Raw genomic sequence first — 15,706 nt, 5'->3', positions numbered from 1 at the left:
GGCATTTTTGAATTCACACCCTGCGTCCAAACTCGTCATTTGAGAGCCATAAATCTTTCATGATTTAGCCACAGCACTGTAACTTCATATCGCCACTATGCCTTCTAACGAAACACACATGGTATCGTTCGAAACTTACAAGGATTGAAGCAATGAATAAGGTATGGTTAACAGGCTTGCTGACAGCAACCGCTTCTGGCATCTTTTCCAGCGCAACCTATGCAGCAACCGAAATCACTTGGTGGCATGCCATGGGCGGACAATTGGGCGAAACGGTCAATCAGCTTGCCAACGAGTTTAATGGCTCACAAACAGACTATAAACTCACCCCCGTTTACAAAGGTTCGTATACCGAAACCCTCACTGCAGGTATCGCCGCATTTCGTGCAAAGCAAGCCCCCAATATTTTGCAAGTGTTTGATGCCGGCGCCGCCACCATTATGAGTAGCAAAGGCGTGGCTAAGCCCGTACAAGATTTAATGGTCGAATCCGGCTACTCTTTTACCCCGCTGGATTATATTGCTGGGGTGCGCAACTTTTATGCCGATAACACGGGAAAAATGGTCGGCATGCCATTTAACAGCTCAACGCCTGTGCTGTACTACAACCAAGATATGTTGGCTTCCGTTAACGCAACTGCCCCACAAACTTATGAGCAGCTAGAGCAAGTCGCTGCTAAGTTAGCCGAAAAAGGTCAAGCGGGATTTGCCCAATCCTTAACGCCGTGGATCATGTTTGAGAACTTCAAATCTCGCCACAACCTACCGCTTTCTGATAAGCAAAATGGCTATCAAGATCTCTCGACGAAAATCATGTTTAACTCTGACGATATGCTGATGCATGTGAAAAAACTCAAAGAGTGGTCAGATAAAGGCTATTACAAGTATTACGGCAGTGATTGGGATGCCAACCAAACGCCATTCGAGCGTGGTGAAGTGGCGATGTGGATGGGCTCTTCTGGCTCATTCGGTGGCCTACGTAACCGCGTGAAATTCAATCTCGGCACCACTTACCTGCCTTACTGGGAATCGGTCACCAAAAACCCAACCCATACCTTTATTGGTGGTGCTGCGCTGTTTGCACTGCAAGGTCACACTCCAGCCCAAGATAAAGGCGTCGCCGCTTTCTTTGCTTATCTGACTAAGCCAGAAACACAAATGTACTGGCATAAAACCACAGGTTATGTGCCCGTCACCAATGCCGCTTATGATTTAACCAAACTATCGGGCTACTACCAAGAAAACCCTGATGCAGAAGTCGGCGTAAAACAGCTTAGCTTGCCTGAGGGTGAATGGACCAAAGGCTATCGCCTCGGTTACTACCCGCAAGTGCGTGAAGTGATGCATCGCGAGTTCGATAACATTTTCTCTGGCCGCTCAACCGTCGAGAGCAGCTTGAATAAAGTCGAAGATGAAAGCGCTAAGCTACTCAATCGCTTTGCTCGTACCGTGCAATAACCCTAAACGCCGCCAGCATTATCCTGAGATGTTGCTGGCGGCTGGTTGTTTTTACTGTCTAATTTGAGTTTTCCTGTGCAACGTCGACAACATTTCGCTCACACTCCACTGCCCTATTTGCTGCTTGCGCCGCAAATCGTGATCATTGCTGTGTTCTTTATTTATCCTGCCGCACAAGCGATTTATCTCTCTTTTATGTTGGAAGATCCTTGGGGGCTCTCCTCAACTTTTATCTGGTTTGAAAACTATCAAACGCTGTTTAGCTCCGCCGACTATCTTGACTCACTCGGTTTTACTCTGCTGTTTTCGGTGGTTGTCTCTTTTCTTTCGCTGGCACTTGCGCTGTTACTCGCGGTAAAAGCCGACAACATCATTCATGGCCAAGGTTCGTATCGCGTGACTCTTACTTGGGTGTATGCCGTTGCGCCTGCTGTGGCTGGCATCATTGGCGGTTTTCTGTTTAATCCGCACATTGGTGTCCTGTCCGACTTTTTCCAATACATCGGCTGGCAATTTAGCTTTCAAACCGATCCTGTGGATGCCTCGCTGGCGCTGATTTTGGTCTCAGTCTGGAAACAGGTTTCGGTCAATTTCCTCTATTTTCTGGCCGGATTACAGTCAATATCTTACGCGGTACGTGAAGCGGCACTACTCGATTGCCAAAGCGACAGCAAACGCTTTTGGAGTATCACCTTCCCGCTGCTCGCCCCCACCGGATTTTTCCTACTGGTGATCAACCTCACTTACGCCTTTTTCGATACCTTCGGCGTGATTGATACCATGACCAATGGCGGCCCTGGCGGCAGCACAACCTCACTGGTGTACAAAGTCTATCGCGATGGTTTTGTCGGTGCGGATCTGGGTGGAAGCTCGGCACAATCGGTGGTGTTACTCGTGTTGGTACTGGCGCTGACTTGGTTGCAGTTCCGTTTTGTTGAAAAACGTGTTCACTATTAAGGGATTAGCATGAAAAGTAATCGACTCTCCGATCATTTGATCCTTATCGCTGGTGCACTGTTTATGCTAGTGCCGCTATGGCTGATTTTTGCCAGCTCAACCCATCAGCCAAACACCATTGTCTCGGAAGGTTTGCAATGGACTCTTGGCGATAACCTAAGCGCAGTTTATCGCGAAGCATGGCATAAAAGCCTCGGTTTTACCGGTAATGTCACCGCGCAAACCATGATCGTTAACTCGATGATCATGGGCTTGGGCTTTGCAATTGGCAAAATTATAATTTCGATGATGGCCGCTTACGCTTTGGTCTACTTTCGTTTGCCTTATGCCAGCGCGTGGTTTTGGCTAATTTTCATTACCCTACTGCTGCCACTGGAAGTGCGGATTATTCCCTCTTATGAAGTGGTATCAAAATTGGGCATGCTCAATAGTTACACTGGCTTAGTGCTGCCGCTGATTGCCTCCGCTACTGCGACGTTTTTCTTCCGTCAGTTTTTTAAAACCATACCGGATGAACTGTTGGAAGCAGCTCAGCTTGATAACGCAGGACCGGTGCGCTTTTTTATCGATATTTTATTTCCCCTCTCGAAAACCATGATGGCCGCGATTTTCATCATTATGTTTGTGGTGGGATGGAACCAATATCTGTGGCCGATCATGATGACCACGGATGAGCGCTACAACACTATCGTGATGGGGATTAAACAGATCCTCAATAACATCAATGAAACCAGCTTGCCGCGTTATGACTACGCGTTTGCCATGGTGATCCTCGCCATGCTGCCACCGGTTTTGGTGGTGGTAATTTTCCAACGTTGGTTTGTTAAAGGACTCGTCGAAAGTGAAAAATAATCAAAACACCAAAATTCATCTGCTACGCAGCGCCAAACACGCGGAGCCTGTTATGTTAGACATCAAACAGTTGGTCAAAACTTACGATAACGGCCATCAAGCGGTGAAAGGCGTGGATCTGTCGATTCATCAAGGGGAATTTATCGTCTTAGTCGGCCCATCGGGTTGCGGAAAATCCTCTATTCTGCGCTCTATCGCGGGCCTAGAGAACATTACTTCCGGCGAAATTCATCTGGCGGGACGCCGCGTCGATAACGAAAAGCCGGCTAATCGCGACATCGCTATGGTGTTCCAAAACTATGCGCTCTATCCGCATATGAGTGTGTACGATAACCTCGCCTACGGCCTTAAAAATCGTGGCGTGGATAAACAAACCATCGCAGCAAAAATTGCTAAGGTCTCGAAAACCCTCAAAATTGAAGAGTATTTAGACCGAAAACCGGCCAAACTTTCCGGCGGACAACGCCAGCGCGTGGCAATGGGGCGTGCGATTGTGCGCGATCCACAGCTGTTTTTGTTTGATGAGCCGCTGTCGAATTTAGATGCGGCGCTGCGCGCGCACATGCGCTTAGAAATCAAAAAACTACAACGTGAACTTGGCGTAACCAGTGTTTACGTAACCCATGATCAGGTGGAAGCGATGACGCTTGCCGACCGAATTGTCGTGGTCAAACAGGGCAAAATTGAGCAAGTCGGCACACCCGCCGAAGTTTACCATCAGCCAGCCAGTACTTTTGTGGCGAGCTTTATCGGCAGTCCTGCCATGAATTTCCTCCCAGCGTCCATCAAACAAGGACAACTGCAGATTGCGGGCAAATCCTGCTCGTTACCTCAGCTTGCATCGGAAGACCATCACACCATCACGTTAGGTATTCGCCCTGAACACGCCTCGCTGCAACCGCTAGCCAATGCGCTTGAATTAAAACTGGATATTCAAGTGGTAGAGCCGCTAGGCCCGAATCAGCTCGTGCATGGCAAAATTTTAGGCCTAGAGAGCGAACAGGATTTCATTGCGGTGACCGCGGAAATTCCGCTTGATGTGCATCAAACCCTGCCGCTTTGGATTGCCTTTGATCAACTGCATCTTTTTGATCAAAAAGGAAAAAGGCTTGCTACTCATCCGCACGCTTGTTCTTTAAACAGTAAAATAGCCACACGTTAATAGCGACAATAAGGAACCTTGTGAGCCTCTTATCGACCCGCCAAAAACAGATCTTGGACTATTTGCAACAAACCCACGGGGTGCTTTCGAGCGCCCTACTTTCGGAACGCTTTGAGGTGTCTGTGCAAACCATTCGCAAAGACATGAACGATCTGAGCGACAAAGGTATGGTACGCCGCGTACATGGCGGCATTTCTCTGCCCAGTCCGAATGACAATTTCTCGTTCAGCAATCGCGATCTGATCAACCTCTCGGCAAAACAGCGAATTGCGCAGAGGGTGGCGCAAGAATTACAGGAAGGATGCAGTATCTTTCTGGGGATTGGGACAACCCCGAAACAAGTGGCGCAAGCGCTGCTCGATCATCCCGGTTTGACTGTGGTGACCAACAACCTTAATGCCGCACTGACCTTAAGCCGTAACCCCAACATCAATTTGCACCTTGCGGGCGGGCTGGTTCGCCATTCCGATGAAGATACCGTCGGCGAAGCGACAACCCGCTTTTATCGTAGCTTTAATATTAAGGTTGGAATTTTTGGTGTGGGCGGACTCAATTCACGTGGTCAATTGCTTGATTTTACGCCAGAAGAAGCCAATTTAACCCGCGCCATCATAGAGCATAGCGAACAGTGTTGGTTAGTTGCAGACAAAAGCAAATTAGAGCGTTATGCTCCCGTGGTCAGTGGTGAACTGTCTGAAATGCATCGCCTCTTCGTCGATAAAAGTACGCCTGCTTTTCAACAGTTGTCCCTTTTGCACCACGTCGAACTTATTGAATCGTGATTTGAGCGTGATCCTCACTAAGGAAGCATAATGCCTTCTATCATCGTCGGCCACCGTGGAGTGGCTGGTAGCTATCCAGAAAATACCCGCGTCAGTGTACAGGCTGCAATCAACCTTGGATTATCTTGGGTTGAAGTGGATGTGCAACCGACTAAAGATAATATATTAGTGGTGTGCCACGACCATACGATTGACCGTTGTAGCAATGGCAAAGGCCGTGTTGATGAGTACACACTTGCTGAGTTACAGCAATTTGATTTCGGTGCTTGGTTTGATCCCCGTTTCGCGGCAGAACCTATCATGACGCTGGAAGAGCTGCTGGGGCTCGCCGCTGAGCATGATTTAGGGCTGAATATTGAAGTCAAAGTCGATAGACACGATGTGGCCATTGTAGTGCAAAACCTCAAAGTCCAACTTGACCAAAGCCCACTGGTTGCCGACAAAATCTTATTGTCGAGCTTTAGTCACGAGATTATTTTGCAACTGCATCAACACTGTCCGGGCTATAAATTAGCGATATTAAGCGAGCGGTTAACACAGCGCGATCGGCAGGTGCTGAAACAGGTTAATGCGTTTAGCTGTAACCTTAACTACCGATGGATCACCGAAAAGCATATTCGGGATTTGAAAAATGGCGGTTACCAGATCTGGTGCTACACCCTCAATCAAGTGGATAAATTTCGTTATTTGGACAAAGTGGATGCGATTTTTTCTGACTTTCCAGAGCGCTTTATCAACTAGTTTTCCCGCTGAATTAATTTCAGCAAAACGCCCATTTTAAATGGGCGTTTTTTCATGGTTTCACTTCAGCGACTCAACGTTTTATTCAAACAAAGCTTTATCCACCTTAATCACCACTTTGCGCACGGGCTCGCCCTCGCCTTCTACCGCTATCAATGGGCGATGGGGTTGACCCGGATAAAACACAATGAAATCCCCAGCCGCCAAATCGACAAACCGCTCTTCGGCCAACTGTTCACTGAATGCCAGATCGCGGCTAGCCAATTGATCATCATCCAATCCATTAAATGGAGCCAGACTGTAACCAAAACGCTCACGCCCTTGCAGCACAATTTGCACATCCAAATAGCGGGCATGGCATTCACTGCGACGCAGCGCCAGTGGCTGAGTATGATCTTCCATCACCAGAAAAAAGGCGGCATCACCTTGTAATTCATGCTTACCTGCCGCGAGCGGAGTCGCTACGCGCTGTAACACTTCACTGATCAAGGTTTGCAATTTGGGTGATAATGCAGCGCAAAATTGGCGCTGAGAGATCTGACCAATAAACATCATGTTTTCCTTATACTGAATACGATTCGAAGTTATTGATACTGCGCGCCAGCGGCAGCAACAAAGGCCATTTCAACCCGATAGGCCGGATCCGCCAATTCTGCTTTAACGCAGGCACGGCTTGGCGCGCAGCCGACCGGGAACCAAGCATCCCAGATTTGGTTAAGCGCTGGGAGGTCGGCAAAATCGGTGACATAAATCGTGACCGAGAGAATGCGTGTGCGATCACTGTCAATTTTGGCCAATTGGCGTTCTGCCTGCGCCAAAATCTGCTCGACTTGGCCTTGCATATCAGCCGAGTTGTCGCTATCGGCTACTTCGACAAAATGGGCAATACCATTAAAAACAGTAATGTCAGACCAACGTGGGCCAGGGTTAATGCGGTGTATGGTCATCAGTAATAATATTCCGTTGTTTTGGTTAATATTTTATCTAAGCTTACCCCGTTTACACACTAAGTGCTAATGTCGATTCACGGGTGATCAACTGCCCCTGATAGAGTCGATGCTGCGCTGGTTGCGGCTTCTTATTGGCAATTTCAATCGCCAGAGCCATCGCCTGCTTGGTTAAATCAACGATGGGCAAACTGACACTCGATAAACTTGGGATCGCGAAAGCGGCGGCAGGTTCGTTATCAATCCCAATGATACTCATCTGGATGGGAACCGCGATATTGTGCTCATACATGGCACGTAGCGCGCCAAGGGCCATATCATCGTTACAGGCAAACACCGCGCTGATCGTCAGCTGACGCTGTAACAATTGCTGCATCGCCTGATAACCCCCAAGCAAAGTATTATCCCCCTATACACTCCATGCTGAATTGAGGGTTATCTGATGTTTCGCCAATGTTTGTTGATAGATTTGATGGCGAATTTTGCCCGTTTCACTGTTCAGTGGCGAACTAATACAAGCGATATGACGATGGCCTAAGCGTAATAAATGCTGCATCGCTAATTGAGCAATTTGTGCTTGATCAAGCGCAAAACTGTGCAGTTGAGGATGCGTTAAATGACGATTAAGAATAACTAATGCCGGAGAGTGCTGTTGCAATTCCAGCAACTGCGCCTCACTTAAGTGACGACTGTAGTCATCGTTGATCGAGCCATCCGCTTCCAGCTCATCCACTGCGCCGAGGCCGTTTTCTACCCCACAAAAATCGGCTTTTGATAACGCTCGTATAACTCTGAAAGCGCATAGCGCAGACCTTGAGGGTCAATCTGCCAGCCCCAATCCGAAGCAGGAAGGTACGGATTTAAGCAGCTAGCACCAAATAAAGAAGTATTTTCACTCTCTGGCGCTGACTTGGCAGACACAATGTTGCTCATGTAATAGCTGATCGCTAAATAGTCGGCACAACCTTGGCGCAGGATCTGTTCATCGCCCGCTTGCATCGCAACCATCAGTTCAAATTATCAGCACTATATCGTAAAAAAACACAAGCTGTGACCGGTTTCTGTAACCGGTTTCTTTGATAAATGATAGAAATATGAACAAGATCAATATCGCCTATTACAACTATCGATGATTCTAATTAGTGTTACCGCAAAACAACGTCTAGACTCAAAACGTTAACCAAACATCCGTATTTATTCGAATACCCATCAATTTTACGTTTCGAATCAAACATTCAATAACGCTAAGCAAGGAGCAATAGAATGGATAACCATAAAACGGGTTCAAGCGGTCAATGTCCTGTGATGCATGGTGGCTTGACTTCGGCGAATCAGTCCAATATGGATTGGTGGCCACAAGCGCTCAACTTAGACATTCTTCACCAACACGATAGTAAAACCAATCCACTCGGAGCAGAGTTTAATTACCGTGAAGCACTGAAAACACTGGATGTCACCGCTCTAAAAAACGACCTCAAAGCTTTAATGACCAATAGCCAAGATTGGTGGCCAGCCGACTGGGGACATTATGGTGGCTTGATGATCCGTATGGCTTGGCACTCTGCTGGTACTTACCGTATTGCCGATGGTCGCGGTGGTGCAGGAACTGGTAACCAGCGTTTTGCCCCACTCAACTCATGGCCAGATAACGCCAACTTAGATAAAGCACGTCGCTTGCTGTGGCCGATTAAACAGAAATATGGCAACAAAATCAGTTGGGCTGATCTGATGATCCTGGCTGGTAATATGGCTTATGAATCGATGGGGCTAAAAACCTTTGGTTTTGCTTTTGGCCGTGAAGACATCTGGCATCCAGAAAAAGACATTTACTGGGGTTCTGAAACTGAGTGGTTAGCCAAATCTGGTGGTGAAAACAGCCGCTATTCTGGTCAGCGTGACTTAGAAAACCCGCTTGCAGCCGTGATGATGGGCCTCATCTACGTTAACCCAGAAGGGGTGGATGGTAATCCTGACCCACTCAAAACAGCGCAAGATATGCGTGTTACCTTTGCTCGCATGGCGATGAATGATGAAGAAACGGTTGCTTTGACGGCCGGTGGCCATACAGTGGGTAAAGCGCATGGTAACGGTAAAGCGTCTAACCTAGGGCCCGATCCAGAAGCGGCCGATCTGCATGAGCAAGGTTTAGGTTGGAACAACCACACTAGCCGTGGCGTTGGCCGCAATACCGTCACCAGTGGTATTGAAGGCGCGTGGACTACGCACCCCACCCAATGGGATAATGGCTTTTTCCATTTACTACTGAGCTACGAATGGCAATTAACTAAGAGCCCAGCCGGTGCATGGCAATGGGAACCCGTGAACATTAAAGAAGAAGATAAGCCAGTTGATGTGGAAGATCCGAGCATTCGTCATAATCCAATGATGACCGATGCGGATATGGCACTAAAATTTGATCCTGAGTATCGCAAAATTTCTGAGCGCTTCCACAACGATCCCGCTTACTTCTCTGAAACCTTTGCTCGTGCCTGGTTTAAGCTGACTCACCGTGATATGGGGCCGAAAGCGCGTTACTTCGGCCCAGAAGTACCCGCTGAAGAGCTGATTTGGCAAGACCCTGTTCCAGCAGGTCGTAAAGATTATGATGTGCATGCGGTGAAAGCGAAAATCGCCGCGAGCGGCCTAAGCATCAGCGAAATGGTCAGCACAGCATGGGACAGTGCACGCACGTTCCGCGGCTCTGATAAACGCGGTGGAGCCAACGGAGCACGTATTCGCCTTGCGCCACAAAAAGATTGGCAAGGCAATGAGCCTGTACGTCTAAACAAGGTGCTGAATGTACTGGAAAAAATTGCTGCTGAATCAGGCATCAGTATCGCCGATACGATTGTTCTGGCAGGTAACGTTGGTATTGAACAAGCGGCCAAAGCGGCAGGCGTCAATGTGACTGTACCTTTTGCACCAGGACGCGGTGATGCGACACTAGATCAAACCGATGTTGAGTCCTTTGAAGTACTTGAACCTCTTGCGGATGGTTTCCGTAACTGGCAAAAACAGCATTATGTAGTCAAACCGGAAGAAATGTTGCTTGATAGAGCGCAATTAATGCGCCTCACCGCGCCAGAAATGACGGTGTTAATTGGTGGGATGCGGGTGCTTGGCACTAACTACGGTGGCAGCCAACACGGCGTGTTTACCGACCGCATGGGTGCGTTGACTAACGATTTCTTCGTTAATCTCACCGACATGCAATACACTTGGAAACCAACGGGCCGCAACTCTTACGATATCGTGGAGCGTAAGAGCGGTAAAACCAAGTGGACCGCAACACGAGTTGACTTAGTGTTTGGTTCAAACTCCATCCTGCGGGCTTATGCAGAAATGTACGCTCAGGATGACCATCAAGAGAAGTTTGTTAAAGACTTTGTTGCCGCTTGGAGCAAAGTAATGAATGCAGATCGCTTCGATCTCATTTAAACATTTATCTTGATTGACTTAGCCTTGCGCAATGGTGCGCAAGGCTATTTTTTAGCTAACCATCCGCCCCTTGCTTGATTGGTTTCTTATCGCGCTACGCAAATTTGCTGCGAAAGGCAAAATACACAGCGCCAACTAAACACAATCCCGCCCACAGATAATCAAGTTTGAGCGGTTCGCGTAAATAGAACACCGAAAATGGCACAAACACCATCAAGGTGATCACTTCTTGCAAAATTTTTAACTGCCCAACGTTTAAAGCCGTATAACCAATTCGATTGGCCGGAACTTGTAAAAGATATTCAAACAGCGCAATACCCCAACTCACCAGCGCCGCAATAATCCACGGTTTATTATTTAACTCTTTAAGATGTGCATACCACGCAAAAGTCATAAATACGTTGCTGCATACCAGCAACCCGACACTGACCATTAACGGATTCATGGCTTATTTTGTCCTATTTAACTAACTGGTAAGTAATCATATAAAGCTGATCGATATTGGGGTAAATCTGTTTAATTAACGATTTCAGCTTAGGCAATTCCATCGCTTCCTGCTCGGCATGAAATTGATTGATATCATCAAATTTCAATGGCTCAACCGCGATGATCTCGATATCGCATACTTTACGATCGGTTTCTAGGGTAAACACTTCAACCCTGCTGCCCGGAACGTAATGGCTTTCTGCGTGATCACGGATAGTAATGGTCTTTTGACCAGAAGCCACTAACGGGGTCAAAAATTCAAAAAAGGTGATTTTGCTTGGGATGGATTGGCTAGGGATAGACATCGCATTAGGCCTCAATAACGGGCGGATCAGGGATGGGGTTTATGCCGGATTATCTGTTTTAGGTCAAGCTCAACACCATAGTAACTTTTGGTAGCACATCACATTAATACAATTGTCATAACAAACTACTATTGTTTGACACATCTAATACTTAAGTACCAATCGGCAACCATGAATGGCATTTCCTCCTACCCACGCGAACTGGATGATATTTTGCACCAGCAACGTATTACACCGCTATTTCAACCAATAGTCGATGTAGTACGCCATCGGGTTTTCGGTTATGAGTCTTTAAGTCGAGGCCCACAGCTCAGCCCACTGTATGGTGCTGGGCCACTGTTTGCAGCCGCTACCCAATATCAGCGTTTAGCAGAGCTTGAGCAACTCTGTGTGCAAAAAGCGCTGGCGGCATGGTCAACCTTTGAGCTTGAGGCACAGTTATTCATCAATCTCAGCCCCGATATGTTGTTGGATACACAGCAAGAACAATGGCAGCTGTCACAGTTAATGCAACGCCATCATTTATCGCCTCACCAGATCGTGTTTGAAATTTCCGAACGGACTCCGGTAGTGCAATTCAGCGCGCTGAAACAATCAATTCAGCATCTGCAAGCGCAGGGATTTTCCATTGCACTGGATGATATGGGTTCCGGTTATTCAGGACTTAAACTTTGGTCTGAGTTGCAACCTGATTTTATCAAAATCGATCGCTACTTTATCCATAACATCGACACGAACCCAATCAAATTAAAGTTTGTACATAGCTTAGTTACACTGGCACAACAGCTAGAGTGCCAGTTGGTTGCAGAAGGAGTGGAAACTTATTCAGAGTTGCAAGCCTGTATGGATGTGGGCGTTGAATTAATACAAGGTTTTTTCTTTGCACAACCACAAGCGATTCCGCTCTCAATATCGCAGCAGCAACTTGCTTGCAAAATCGCGCCGAATGTTAGCCAACATGCGCGGAGCGTTGCTCCCCCTCTTTTGTGCCAGCTTGCTCAAGGGTTTCGTTAAGCTTATGGAAACCGTTAACCGTTGGAAAATAGCGCTGCGCTCGATAAAGGGAGAATTGATCATCATCGGTATGATCATGGTCAGCATCGTGTTGATTAATACGCCCAAACTATTATTTGAAGATAAAATCCGCGCCTATGAAAAAGAACAATTACTGCTGACGGTAGCTTTGCAACAAGCTCGGATTGATTATGCAAGCCTGATGTTAGAACATCTACAGCTCAACGCCCCCACCGCTAGCCAGCAAGAGTTTATCGAACAATATCATGGCAACCTGTGCGTGATCGGCGCTTCTGTTGCAGCAAAATGTCCACCCAGTATTATTAATGCAGTGCACAATGCAGCCTCAAATATGGAATTGCCGCCCGAGTCCAAGGTCAAGGTCGCTTTTGCAGAAGGCTCAACCCTATTTTTTAAACCCTATTATCAACAGTTCCAAGTCTTGTGGTTTAACCACGCCTCATTTTGGCCGGCACCACAAAACAATATCAGCTTAGTCTTGGTTAGGGGCAATCGAGTACAATTCCTTGATAACCCGATTGCTCACTATAAACCGCTGCTCAACTACACCATTTTGAGCCATCGCAATAATTACGGCACGATTCAATTTGAAAATACCGAGATGAGCTTCTTACGTTGGAATATTAATAACCACCAACTGATCAGCGTATTTAGCGATAATGTTAGCCTATTCCATCTAATTTATTGGGTAATGTCTTTCTGCTTAACCATATTATTAGTATTAGCTTGGGTATTAACACGAATTAATTTGCAAAAATTAACCGAACAGCGACGAGTTTATCTAGATAATTTAACTCGGCTGCATAACCGCCATTATCTGAGCAAAATTAGTCACAAGTTTATTGAAGACCCACGCTCAGTTGCCGCGATGATTGATATTGATCACTTCAAAAAAATTAACGATAAATATGGCCATATCACGGGCGATCGGATCTTACAATCTGTCGCCATGTGCCTACGCAAAAATATCCGCGATAGTGATGTGATTATTCGCTTTGGCGGTGAAGAGTTTTTAATGCTATTTCAAGCCACTTCCCTTAATGAAGCTTGGCACACCTTAGACCGACTACGTCAGCGGATAAAAGACGATCATCAATTGTACGACACCACTATTTCCATCGGCTTTAGCGCCATAAACGGTAATTTATCCGCCGCCATTGCGCGAGCCGATAGCGCGCTTTATCAAGCCAAGCAAGCCGGACGTAACCAAGTGATCCATGATGGGGAGAATGCCACAGACTCAGCGACCGACTGTTCGGTATCCTACTAATCCCATCACCACAGCTTATACTCAGTATCAAGAGTCAAACGTGTAATCATCGAGCTGGATCCTTGGGGCGCGTAACGCATTTAATGCACCTAACAAGGCCAAAATAGCAGCTACCGCAAAACCGAGATGGAACGCCTGTAATACCTCATGCGCAGGCAAAGCAGCCATCGCTTGCAACTCACTGTGTGGCGAAAGCCCAGGCAATAACGAATAAATCAAAGTACCAAAAAATGCGGTTCCAACCGATGCTCCTAACGAACGGCTTAATGATGCCATCGCGGTAATGCGTCCCAAATTAGCCTTACCCGCCACAGTTTGGATCAATACCTGCGTTGAGGGCATTACCGTACCTAATCCCAAACCGCATAAAGCGGCAATCACACTCACCTCTAGTGCAGAAAGCGTAAACAGTGCCAACATAGCAAATGCCGCGCTGCTTAAACTCATGCCAAACACAGGCAAAAATTTTGGCACGCCAGTTTTAGCAATCACTTTACCGGTAATATAGGCTCCCGCAATAATTCCACATGAAAGTGGGATAAGCAGTAACCCCGATTGCGCGGCGTTCACACCTAAGCCTAATTGCAAAAAAATCGGTAAAAAGAAAATCAACGCAAATAAACAGGCGGCAAAAATAAAGGTTGAAAGCAGAGGTATATGAATCTCGCGGCGCACTAACAAATGGAGCGGCAAAAATGAGGCGCAAACGCGTCGTTGCTGCCACACCAGCAGCAGCGCGGTGCCAGCAAAGAGCATTATCAATGTCACACTGGTACTCGATAGCCACGCAAAATAGTGCCCACCAGCAGAAAGCCAGTAGATGATCAATGTCATCATGCAAGGAAATAGGATCAGCCCAAATACATCAATCGATGACTTAGATTTTGGCGAGCTTTGCCGCAATGGAAACCGCGCTAAGCGATACAAAGCGAATCCCACTAGCGGCAGATTAAACCAAAACAACCAGCGCCAAGAGAGATAAGTGACAATCACCCCACCCAACACTGGCCCACCAATACTCGCAATGGCAAATAACGAGGAGAAATACCCTTGAAAACGGGCACGCTCACGGGGTGGCACTAACTCACCAATCAAGGCTTGTGACAAGCTCATTAAGCCACCACTGCCAAGTCCCTGCACGATGCGCCCAGCAACCAACCACGGCATACTGGCCGCAAACGCACAAATTACCGAACCGAATGCAAAAATAATTAAAGAAATCATTAAGATCGGTTTTCTACCGTATTGATCACCCAACCAGCCATAAATAGGCACACTGGCGGCACTGGCCAACATATAGCCAATCATAATCCAAGATGAGAGTTGCAGATTACCAAGATGACCCACGATGGTTGGCGTCGCGGTCGCCAGCAAAGTTTGGTCGACTGCGGCCAAAAACATTGGTAAAAACACCGTAAAGAAAATCGCCAGAAAGGTTTTTCTATCCACCGTCTGTGCCATACATCCTCCATTTACGCTCTAATTCTGGCTCGTGATCGTACCGTAAATAGGCAAAAAATCATCACGCTAGCTGTTTCGCATCACAGCTTACTCTTTAACTTTGTGTAACTAAACTAAAAAAGCCAATCACCGCTAACGCTTTTCTGGCCTAGCGCTGGACCGAGCTTAGAGCGATAATCCCGCCTTTAACGAGCGTGAGGCTCGCCAAAAACCAACAGAAGTAGAATTACAGCGATGACAAGCAAACAATCAACAGTCATTATTGGACTACATAACCCGAAAAGCCCAACCAATGTCGGTGCCGTCATGCGCGCGGCAGGCTGTTATAACGCGACTCAGGTACGTTATAGCGGCACTCGTTATCAGCGCGCCGCAAAGTTTCAAACCGATACGCAGAATATTCAACAGCGAATTGAGTTAGTCGCGATGGACTCGCTCAGCGCAGATCTTGATAACAAGGTGGAAATCGTATGTGTTGAATTGGTGGTTGGAGCCACGGCACTGCCTGAATTTGTTCACCCAACCCACGCAATGTATCTTTTTGGCCCAGAAGATGGCTCACTGCCGCAAGATCTGGTCGATCAAGCTCAGCATGTGGTTTACGTGCCGACCTACGGTTGTATGAACCTCGCGGCAACCGTTAATGTCGTGTTGTATGATCGTTTGGCGAAAAATCTAGGTCCGATTGATGATCGCCAGCAAGTGCTGGCCAATCGTGATAACAAAAATCGCTTAAAAGTAAAATCTGGCCTGTCGATGCAAAATGAGGAAGAGACCGCGAATCACGGGATAGAATAAGGGAATGGCCAAAAT

General features: G+C 47.1%; 15 protein-coding genes and 2 pseudogenes. 10 read left to right on the top strand and 7 right to left on the bottom strand.

All coding sequences use genetic code 11. The annotated features are described in order from the left end of the window. The first annotated feature begins 152 nt into the window (after nt 1-152). The 6 genes from G7083_RS11695 (at nt 153) to G7083_RS11670 (ending at nt 5,951) form a co-directional block, all read left to right on the top strand. Nucleotides 153-1,457, top strand: coding sequence for an extracellular solute-binding protein (locus G7083_RS11695; RefSeq protein WP_166014933.1), 1,305 nt, complete (start codon nt 153-155; stop codon nt 1,455-1,457). Between the two features lie 75 nt (nt 1,458-1,532). After that, nucleotides 1,533-2,414: an ABC transporter permease subunit gene (locus G7083_RS11690; protein WP_166014932.1), complete on the top strand. Its 882-nt coding sequence runs from the start codon at nt 1,533-1,535 to the stop codon at nt 2,412-2,414. Nucleotides 2,415-2,423: 9 nt separating this feature from the next. Then, nucleotides 2,424-3,266, top strand: a complete 843-nt coding sequence (gene ugpE, locus G7083_RS11685) for a sn-glycerol-3-phosphate ABC transporter permease UgpE (RefSeq protein WP_166014931.1) — start codon at nt 2,424-2,426, stop codon at nt 3,264-3,266. Continuing rightward, nucleotides 3,256-4,428 carry a sn-glycerol-3-phosphate import ATP-binding protein UgpC gene (locus G7083_RS11680; protein WP_166014930.1) on the top strand — a complete coding sequence of 391 codons (1,173 nt, stop codon included), beginning with the start codon at nt 3,256-3,258 and terminating at the stop codon, nt 4,426-4,428. The genes ugpE and G7083_RS11680 overlap by 11 nt, the downstream gene beginning before the upstream one ends. Before the next feature lie 20 nt (nt 4,429-4,448). Beyond that, entirely contained in the window at nt 4,449-5,210 is a 762-nt protein-coding gene (locus tag G7083_RS11675; RefSeq protein ID WP_166014929.1) for a DeoR/GlpR family DNA-binding transcription regulator, read from the top strand. 30 nt (nt 5,211-5,240) lie between these two features. After that, nucleotides 5,241-5,951, top strand: a complete 711-nt coding sequence (locus G7083_RS11670; protein WP_166014928.1) for a glycerophosphoryl diester phosphodiesterase — start codon at nt 5,241-5,243, stop codon at nt 5,949-5,951. An 81-nt stretch (nt 5,952-6,032) separates the two neighbouring features. Here the strand turns inward: G7083_RS11670 and G7083_RS11665 are convergent, their stop codons facing one another. The 4 genes and pseudogenes from G7083_RS11665 to G7083_RS11650 all read right to left on the bottom strand — a co-directional run. Beyond that, entirely contained in the window at nt 6,033-6,503 is a 471-nt protein-coding gene (locus tag G7083_RS11665; RefSeq protein ID WP_166015055.1) for a YhcH/YjgK/YiaL family protein, read from the bottom strand. 32 nt (nt 6,504-6,535) lie between these two features. Further along, complete coding sequence (locus G7083_RS11660) at nt 6,536-6,898, bottom strand: RidA family protein (RefSeq protein WP_166014927.1); 363 nt, start codon at nt 6,896-6,898, stop codon at nt 6,536-6,538. Nucleotides 6,899-6,950: 52 nt separating this feature from the next. Next, nucleotides 6,951-7,592: pseudogene (locus G7083_RS11655) on the bottom strand (substrate-binding domain-containing protein); the annotation flags it as partial. Further along, nucleotides 7,572-7,909: pseudogene (locus tag G7083_RS11650) on the bottom strand (family 1 glycosylhydrolase); the annotation flags it as partial. The pseudogenes G7083_RS11655 and G7083_RS11650, both read right to left, overlap by 21 nt. A gap of 252 nt (nt 7,910-8,161) precedes the next feature. Here G7083_RS11650 and katG point away from each other — a divergent pair. Then, nucleotides 8,162-10,336, top strand: coding sequence for a catalase/peroxidase HPI (katG, locus tag G7083_RS11645; protein WP_166014926.1), 2,175 nt, complete (start codon nt 8,162-8,164; stop codon nt 10,334-10,336). 94 nt (nt 10,337-10,430) lie between these two features. Here the strand turns inward: katG and G7083_RS11640 are convergent, their stop codons facing one another. Together G7083_RS11640 and yqfB are read right to left on the bottom strand one after the other, a co-directional pair. Next, on the bottom strand, nt 10,431-10,781 hold the full coding sequence (locus tag G7083_RS11640; RefSeq protein WP_166014925.1) for a DMT family protein: 351 nt from the start codon (nt 10,779-10,781) through the stop codon (nt 10,431-10,433). A gap of 13 nt (nt 10,782-10,794) precedes the next feature. Beyond that, complete coding sequence (yqfB, locus tag G7083_RS11635; protein WP_166014924.1) at nt 10,795-11,127, bottom strand: N(4)-acetylcytidine aminohydrolase; 333 nt, start codon at nt 11,125-11,127, stop codon at nt 10,795-10,797. 171 nt (nt 11,128-11,298) lie between these two features. Between yqfB and G7083_RS11630 the strand changes: the two genes are divergently transcribed. Together G7083_RS11630 and G7083_RS11625 are read left to right on the top strand one after the other, a co-directional pair. After that, a complete protein-coding gene (locus tag G7083_RS11630; protein ID WP_166015054.1) occupies nt 11,299-12,141 on the top strand; it encodes an EAL domain-containing protein in 843 nt (280 codons plus the stop codon). A gap of 70 nt (nt 12,142-12,211) precedes the next feature. Further along, nucleotides 12,212-13,432: a GGDEF domain-containing protein gene (locus G7083_RS11625; RefSeq protein ID WP_166015053.1), complete on the top strand. Its 1,221-nt coding sequence runs from the start codon at nt 12,212-12,214 to the stop codon at nt 13,430-13,432. A gap of 27 nt (nt 13,433-13,459) precedes the next feature. On the opposite strand, the gene G7083_RS11620 is transcribed toward G7083_RS11625, so the two are convergent. Then, nucleotides 13,460-14,893 (bottom strand): MDR family MFS transporter, encoded by a 1,434-nt coding sequence (locus tag G7083_RS11620; RefSeq protein ID WP_166014923.1) that lies wholly within the window; start codon nt 14,891-14,893, stop codon nt 13,460-13,462. Nucleotides 14,894-15,127: 234 nt separating this feature from the next. On the opposite strand from G7083_RS11620, the gene G7083_RS11615 reads away from it, so the two are divergent. Continuing rightward, entirely contained in the window at nt 15,128-15,691 is a 564-nt protein-coding gene (locus tag G7083_RS11615; protein ID WP_166014922.1) for an RNA methyltransferase, read from the top strand. Nucleotides 15,692-15,706: the final 15 nt, after the last annotated feature.

The organism is Vibrio sp. HDW18 (genome assembly GCF_011306175.1).
GTDB lineage: Bacteria > Pseudomonadota > Gammaproteobacteria > Enterobacterales > Vibrionaceae > Vibrio > Vibrio chanodichtyis.
This window is presented reverse-complemented; position numbering and strand designations above follow the sequence as displayed.